Source organism: Amnibacterium sp. (genome assembly GCF_051956055.1).
Taxonomy (GTDB): Bacteria; Actinomycetota; Actinomycetes; order Actinomycetales; family Microbacteriaceae; genus Amnibacterium.
In genome coordinates this window covers 23,502-30,399 of the sequence record NZ_JBQCGC010000100.1, presented here as the reverse complement: position 1 = coordinate 30,399, position 6,898 = coordinate 23,502, and the positions used below count along the sequence as shown (strand labels likewise).

Here is a 6,898-nt window from a genome sequence, read left to right as displayed (position 1 = left end):
GCGGATCGTGCCGCGCGTGGTGCGCACGAGCCCCGGCTCGAGCGCGAGCACGTTCGTGCGCCACGCGAACCCGACCCCGAGCGTCTCGAGGTGCGCGGCGATCGCGGCGCTCGCCGTCAGCGGGTCGACGCGGAGGTCCTCGGGCAGGTGCGCGGCCGCGCGGAGCCCGACCGGCGCGAAGCCCAGAAGCGCTTCGGTCCCGGCCGCGGTGAGCAAGCGCACCGTGTCGCCACGCTCGGCCTGGAACTCCTCGAGCACCCGCGCCTGCGCGGCCGCGCGGGCGACGACGACCGTGCCGTGCTGCAGCACCGGCAGGCCCGCCTCCGCGGCGAGGCGCAGCCACTCCGCCCGCGCCACGCGGGCGAGCTCGAGCACCTCGCCGGCCTGCGCGGTGGTGCAGATGTGCCCGAAGTTGCGGACGCTCGCGCCCACCGCGCGCTCGTCCCGCTCGACCACGACGACGCGGAGGCCGGCCCGCACCGCATGCCAGGCGTGGGCCAGGCCGACGATGCCCGCGCCGGCGACGACGAGGTCGGCTCCGCGTTCCATCACGAGCCGTGAGCATGCTGCGAGCGGGGCGCCTCCGGAGGCGATTCCGGACAGTGCTCATCGAGCGTTCTCCTCCGCTTCACCCAGGCGGCGGTCGGCGAACACCGGGTGAACAGCCGGTGCAGGAGGGCCGTGGAGGCGCGCCCCGCCGCCAGGATCTCCGGACGTGACGATCCGCCTCGCCTCGCTGGACATGGCCGGTACCACCATCGACGAGGGCGGTGCGGTGTACGCGGTGCTGCGCGACGCGATCGAGCGGGACACCGGTCGTGATGTGCCGGACGACCTGCTCTCCCGCTGGAGCGGCACGGACAAGCGCGAGGCGATCGTCGGCATCCTCACCGCGCTCGGCGAGGACCTCGCCCGCACCGATCGGCTCTTCGCCGCGTTCTCGGACGACCTCACGGCCGCGTACGAGTCGGAGCCGCCCGTGCTGCTCCCGGGTATCGCCGAGACGGTCGAGCAGCTGCGCGCCCAGGGCGTGCAGGTCGCGCTGCAGACCGGGTACCGGCTGGAGGTGGCGCAGGCCCTGCTCGACGTCGTCGGCTGGCGGGTGGGCCGCGACGTCGACGCGCTCGTCACCGCCGAGGACGTGCCGGCCTCGCGACCGGCGCCGTACCTGGTGTTCCGCACGATGGAGCGCACCGGCGTGGTCGACGTGCGCGAGGTGCTCGTGGCCGGGGACACGGTGAACGACGTGACCGCCGGGACCCGCGCCGGCGCCCGCTTCGTGGTCGGCGTCCTCACCGGCGCGCACACCGTCGCCGAGCTGGGCACCGCCCGCCACACGCACCTGCTGTCGAGCGTCGCGGACGTGCCGGAGCTGCTCGCCGCCGAGCGCTGACCCGCTGGTCCACCCCCTCCGGACTCCTCCACCCGATCCAGCAGGTGGAGGAGTCCGCAGCGCATGGAGGAGCATCCGCCGCGACCCGGGAGGATGGCGGGATGGGACGTGCCGAGGTGGTCGCGCGGGTGGCCGGCCGCATCGCGGCGCGGGACGTCGGTCATCCGCTGCGGGTCGGGATCGACGGCGTGTGCGGCGCGGGCAAGACGACGTTCGCGCACGATCTCGCCGTGGCGCTCGCCGGATCGGGCCGACCGGTGATCGAGCTCGACTCGGACGGCTTCCACCACGTGCGTGCCCGGCGGCATCGGCGCAGCGAGGACCCTGCCCGCGGGTACTCCGAGGACGCCTACGACCTCGACGCGCTCCGCGACCTCGTCCTGCGGCCTCTCGGCTCGGCCGGCCCGTTCCGCTACGCCGAGCACGTGCACGACCTCGTGACCGACGAGGTCGCGCCGCGCTTCGCGGTCGCGGCGCCGGACGCGGTCGTCCTCTTCGCCTGCACGTTCATCCAGCGCGGCGCCCTGCGGGACGACTGGGACGAGGTGATCTGGCTTAACGTCCCGGAGGAGGTGGCGACCGCGCGCGGCGTCGCCCGGGATGCGGAGGCGCTCGGCGGCGTTCGAGCCGCCGAGGCGGCGTACGCGACGCGGTACGCGGCGGCGTGCCGGATCTACCTCGCCGAGGAGCGGCCCAGCGCCAGGGCGTCGATCGTGATCGACGACACCGATCCAGCGCAGCCCCTGCTCGTGCGTGACGTGGGATGCCCTGGATGACCACCGTCCGGTCCGCTGTCGACGCCGACCTCGGCCGGCATCGTGCGCCGGGGGAGCCGGGTGCGGATGAGCGCAGCAGCGAGTCGCGCTAGGCTCCTGCCCGATCACCTTTAAGGACCGTCCCGAGAGACGGGGAAGGAGGTCGGATGACGCTGCGCACCCTGCTCGGGGCCGACGACGTCCGCCGCGCGGTCACGCGCATGGCCCACGAGCTCGTCGAGCACGATCCCGACGCCGACCGGCTCGTCCTCCTCGGCATCCCCACCCGCGGTGCGGTCCTCGCCCGCCGGTTGGCGGAGCAGATGACGCGCATCGCCGGCCGGGAGATCCCCGCAGGCGTCCTCGACGTCACGCTCTACCGCGACGACCTCGCCGGTCAGCCGACGCGCGCGACCCGGCGCACGGACGTGCCGATCGATCTCGACGGCGCGACGGTCGTCCTCGTCGACGACGTGCTCTTCTCGGGGCGCACGGTCCGCGCCGCGCTCGACGCGCTCACGGCGTTCGGCCGGCCCGCGGTGGTGCGCCTCGCGGTGCTGGTGGACCGCGGGCACCGGGAGCTGCCGATCCGGCCCGACTCCGTGGGCCGCAACCTGCCCTCGGCGAAGACGGAGCGCGTCCGCGTCACGCTCGTGGAGGTCGACGGCGCCGACGCGGTCACGATCGAAGGTCCCCTCGCGAAGCCGGAGGAGCAGGCATGAGCGACCATCTGCTGTCGACGAGGGGCTTCACGCGCGACCGCGCGGTGGCGCTGCTCGACGTGGCCGAGGACATGGCGGACACGCAGCGCCGCCAGGTCAAGAAGCTGCCGACCCTGCGGGGCACGACGATCGTCAACCTCTTCTACGAGGACTCGACGCGCACCCGGATCTCGTTCGAGGCCGCTGCGCAGCGCCTGTCCGCCGACGTCATCACCTTCAGCGCGAAGGGGTCGTCGGTCTCGAAGGGGGAGAGCCTCCAGGACACCGCCCAGACCCTGCAGGCGATGGGCGCGGACGGGATCGTCATCCGCCACCCGTCCTCCGGCGCGGCGCACGTGCTCGCGACGAGCGGCTGGACCCGGGCCGGCGTCGTGAACGCGGGCGACGGCACCCACGAGCACCCGACCCAGGCGCTGCTCGACGCGTTCACGATCCGCAAGCGCCGCCACGGTGACGACTCCCGCGGGCGCGACCTCGCCGGGGTGCGGGTCGTGATCGTCGGCGACATCCTGCACAGCCGGGTCGCGCGGTCGAACGTGTGGCTGCTCACGGCGCTCGGCGCCTCCGTGCACCTCGTGGCCCCGCCCACGCTGCTGCCCGCGCACACCGAGGGCTGGCCGGTGACGACGGGCATCGACCTCGACGAGGCCGTCGACGGGGGCCCGGACGTGATGATGATGCTGCGGGTGCAGCGCGAGCGGATGACCGAGGCGTTCTTCCCGACGGCGAAGGAGTACGCGTCGCTCTACGGGCTCTCCGTCGCCCGAGCCGACCGGCTGCCCGAGCACGGCCTCGTGATGCACCCGGGGCCGATGAACCGCGGGCTCGAGATCGCGGGCGCCGTCGCCGACTCGGCGCGGTCGACGGTGCTCGAGCAGGTGCAGAACGGGATCGGGGTGCGCATGGCGGTGCTGTACGACGTGCTGGCGGGGGAGCGGGGCGCATGAGCCGCGGGGACACGGGGAGCCGGGTGATCGCGGGCGCTGCGCTCGCGGACGGCACCCGCGCGGACGTCCGCATCGAGGGCGGCGTGATCACCGCGATCGGGTCGCTGCCGCCCGCGGCGGGCGAGCACCGGATCGACGCGGACGGCCTGCTGCTGCTGCCCGGCTTCGTCGACCTGCACACGCACCTCCGGCAGCCGGGCGGCGAGGGGGCGGAGACCGTGCTCACCGGGTCCCGCGCGGCGGCCGCGGGCGGCTACACGACGATCCACGCGATGCCGAACACGACCCCCGCCGCGGACGGCCCCGGCGTCGTCGAGCAGGTGGCCGCGCTCGGCGAGGAGGCCGGCTACGTCGACGTGCGGCCGATCGGCGCGGTGTCGAAGGGGCGCAGGGGCGAGGAGCTCGCCGAGCTCGTCGCGATGGCCCGCTCCCGCGCCCGCGTGCGGATCTTCAGCGACGACGGCTCGTGTGTCGCCGACCCGCTGCTCATGCGCAGGGCGCTCGAGTACGCGCGGATCGTCGACGGCGTCATCGCCCAGCACGCCGAGGAGCCCCGCCTCACGGCAGGCGCGCAGCTCAACGACGGCGCGGTCGCCGCGGATCTCGGCCTGCAGGGCTGGCCGGCGGTCGCGGAGGAGGCGATCATCGCCCGCGATGCGCTGCTCGCCTCCTCGACCGGCTCGCGGCTGCACGTCTGCCACGTCTCCACCGCGGGCAGCGTCGAGGTCGTGCGCTGGGCGAAGGCGCGCGGCATCCGGATCACCGCCGAGGTCACGCCCCATCACCTGTGGCTCACCGACGAGTCGGCTCGCGGCTACGACGCGCGCTTCAAGGTGAACCCGCCGCTGCGCACGGCGGAGGACGTCGCCGTCCTCCGGGCCGCACTCGCCGACGGTACGATCGACGCGGTCGCCACCGACCACGCCCCGCACCCGGCGGAGGCGAAGCGCAGCGAGTGGTCCGCCGCCGCGATGGGCATGGTGGGGCTCGAGACGGCCGTGCTCGTGGTGCAGGCGGCCATGGTCGAGACCGGCCTGATCGGCTGGGCGGAGGTGGAGCGCGCGATGTCGAGGCGCCCTGCGGAGATCGCGGGGCTCACCGATGCCGCGCGGCCGATCGCGGTGGGCCGCGGCGCGGACCTCGTGCTGCTCGACCCTGCCGCGCGCCGCCGCTTCGACGTCGCGGACCTCGCCGGCAGGAGCACCAACTCCCCGTACCTCGGGCAGGAGCTGCCCGGCCGGGTGATCGCGACCTTCTTCCGCGGCACGCCGACGGTGCTGGACGGCCGGGTCCTCGACCCGGAGGAGATCGGGGCGCGCGCGTGAACCCCGTTTCCGTCGCGATCGTGCTGGCGCTGCTCGTCCTCGCGCTCGTCGGCATGGCCTGGAGCTGGCGCCGGCGCGGCCGGGCGCAGCGCGGGCTCGCGATCCCGCCGGTGCCGGTCGAGCTCGGCGCGACCCGCTTCACGACCGATGGCCTGCTCGTCGCGACCACGTTCGCCGGACGACCGCTGGATCGGGTCGTCGCCGGCGGGCTCGGCTTCCGCGCGCCCGCCGCGCTCACCGTGACCGACGCCGGCGTGCTCGTCGAGCGGGCCGGCGGCAGCGCCTTCCTCATCCCTCCGGCCGGAGGCGCAGGCACGGCGAGCTGGGCGCTCGACCGCGGTGTCGAGCGCGACGGCCTCACGGTGCTCGGCTGGTCCCTCACCGGACCCGGCGGCGCACCCGTCCCCGTGGAGTCCGCGTTCCGGCTCCCACCCGCAGACCAGGCGAGGTTCCTCGCCGCCGTCCTTCCCGCCGACCAGGAGGCGCCCCATGCCGACGATTGACCGTGCCGTGCTCGTGCTGGAGGACGGGAGCAGGTACCCGGGCCGCGCCTGGGGCGCCCGCGGGCGCACCTTCGGCGAGGCGGTCTTCGCCACCGGGATGACCGGCTACCAGGAGACCCTCACCGACCCCTCCTACGCCGGGCAGATCGTCGTCATGACGGCGCCGCACATCGGCAACACCGGCATGAACGACGAGGACCCGGAGTCGACGCGCATCTGGGTGGCCGGCTACGCCGCGCACAGCCCCTCCCGGGTCGCGTCGAACCAGCGGGCGACGCGCACGCTCGACGACGACCTGGAGCGCGACGGCGTCGTCTCGATCGCGGGTCTCGACACCCGCGCCGTCACCCGGCACCTCCGGGACAAGGGCGCGATGCGCGCGGCGATCTTCTCGGGCGACGACGCGGCGCTGTCGCCGGATGAGCAGCTCGCGCTCGTGCGGGAGAGCCCGGCGATGAGCGGCCGCAACCTCTCCGCGGAGGTCTCGACGCCCGAGACCTACACCGTCCCCGCGACGGGGGAGCGGATCGGCTCGGTCGTCATCGTCGACCTCGGCATCAAGGCCGCGACGATCGCGAAGCTCGCCGAGCGGGGCTTCGACGTGCACGTCGTGCCCGAATCGGTGACGATCGAGGAGCTCTACGCGCTGGAGCCCTCCGCCGTCTTCTACTCGAACGGCCCGGGCGACCCGGAGGCGAGCGAGCACCATGTGGGGCTGCTGCGCGAGGTGCTGGACCGGAGGACGCCGTTCTTCGGGATCTGCTTCGGCAACCAGCTGCTCGGGCGCGCGCTCGGCTTCGGCACCTACAAGCTGCCGTTCGGGCACCGGGGGATCAACCAGCCGGTCGTCGACCTGCGGTCCGGCCGGATCGGGATCACCGCGCACAACCACGGCTTCGCCGTCGTCGCGCCGCGCGGCGGCCCCGTCGAGACGCCGACCGGCTACGGGCAGGCCGAGGTGACCCACGTCGACCTGAACGACGACGTCGTCGAGGGCATCGCCTGCCTCGACATCCCGGCCTTCTCCGTGCAGTACCACCCGGAGTCCGCGGCCGGGCCGCACGACGCCGACGCGCTGTTCGACCGGTTCCGCGACATGGTGCTCGCGGAACGCGCCGGCGGCGGATCCGCCGCGATCGCGGTCGAGACCGACCCCACGGACGGCGCCTCGTGAGCCCCGCACCTTTCCTCGCCGGTCGAGGTGCGCGCGGAGCGAGCCTCGAGACCACCCCGAGCACGAACGGAGCCTTCTG

The 6,898-nt window shown here is 74.6% G+C and carries 8 protein-coding genes; 7 read left to right on the top strand and 1 reads right to left on the bottom strand.

The features are described 5' to 3' along the window. Positions 1-549: FAD-dependent oxidoreductase (locus ACTHLI_RS14270; RefSeq protein WP_440185004.1), on the bottom strand; the 549-nt coding region annotated here is incomplete at its 3' end. A 166-nt stretch (positions 550-715) separates the two neighbouring features. Here ACTHLI_RS14270 and ACTHLI_RS14265 point away from each other — a divergent pair. From ACTHLI_RS14265 to carA, 7 genes are all read left to right on the top strand, one after another. Further along, entirely contained in the window at positions 716-1,393 is a 678-nt protein-coding gene (locus ACTHLI_RS14265) for a phosphonatase-like hydrolase (protein ID WP_440185002.1), read from the top strand. Positions 1,394-1,494: 101 nt separating this feature from the next. Then, positions 1,495-2,169 (top strand): uridine kinase, encoded by a 675-nt coding sequence (locus ACTHLI_RS14260; RefSeq protein WP_440185000.1) that lies wholly within the window; start codon positions 1,495-1,497, stop codon positions 2,167-2,169. A 146-nt stretch (positions 2,170-2,315) separates the two neighbouring features. Continuing rightward, complete coding sequence (gene pyrR, locus ACTHLI_RS14255) at positions 2,316-2,870, top strand: bifunctional pyr operon transcriptional regulator/uracil phosphoribosyltransferase PyrR (RefSeq protein WP_440184998.1); 555 nt, start codon at positions 2,316-2,318, stop codon at positions 2,868-2,870. Then, positions 2,867-3,817: an aspartate carbamoyltransferase catalytic subunit gene (locus tag ACTHLI_RS14250; RefSeq protein ID WP_440184995.1), complete on the top strand. Its 951-nt coding sequence runs from the start codon at positions 2,867-2,869 to the stop codon at positions 3,815-3,817. The genes pyrR and ACTHLI_RS14250 overlap by 4 nt, the downstream gene beginning before the upstream one ends. Then, on the top strand, positions 3,814-5,142 hold the full coding sequence (locus ACTHLI_RS14245; RefSeq protein WP_440184993.1) for a dihydroorotase: 1,329 nt from the start codon (positions 3,814-3,816) through the stop codon (positions 5,140-5,142). The genes ACTHLI_RS14250 and ACTHLI_RS14245 overlap by 4 nt, the downstream gene beginning before the upstream one ends. After that, entirely contained in the window at positions 5,139-5,645 is a 507-nt protein-coding gene (locus ACTHLI_RS14240) for a PH-like domain-containing protein (RefSeq protein WP_440184990.1), read from the top strand. The genes ACTHLI_RS14245 and ACTHLI_RS14240 overlap by 4 nt, the downstream gene beginning before the upstream one ends. Continuing rightward, positions 5,632-6,819: a glutamine-hydrolyzing carbamoyl-phosphate synthase small subunit gene (gene carA / locus ACTHLI_RS14235; protein ID WP_440184988.1), complete on the top strand. Its 1,188-nt coding sequence runs from the start codon at positions 5,632-5,634 to the stop codon at positions 6,817-6,819. The genes ACTHLI_RS14240 and carA overlap by 14 nt, the downstream gene beginning before the upstream one ends. Positions 6,820-6,898: the final 79 nt, after the last annotated feature.

What these genes read in the sequence shown, in the direction of transcription:
- ACTHLI_RS14260 (WP_440185000.1), top strand. Translation starts at nt 1,495, where the DNA reads ATGGGACGTGCCGAGGTGGTCGCGCGGGTGGCCGGCCGCATCGCGGCG.
- pyrR (WP_440184998.1), top strand. Translation starts at nt 2,316, where the DNA reads ATGACGCTGCGCACCCTGCTCGGGGCCGACGACGTCCGCCGCGCGGTC.
- ACTHLI_RS14250 (WP_440184995.1), top strand. Translation starts at nt 2,867, where the DNA reads ATGAGCGACCATCTGCTGTCGACGAGGGGCTTCACGCGCGACCGCGCG.
- ACTHLI_RS14245 (WP_440184993.1), top strand. Translation starts at nt 3,814, where the DNA reads ATGAGCCGCGGGGACACGGGGAGCCGGGTGATCGCGGGCGCTGCGCTC.
- carA (WP_440184988.1), top strand. Translation starts at nt 5,632, where the DNA reads ATGCCGACGATTGACCGTGCCGTGCTCGTGCTGGAGGACGGGAGCAGG.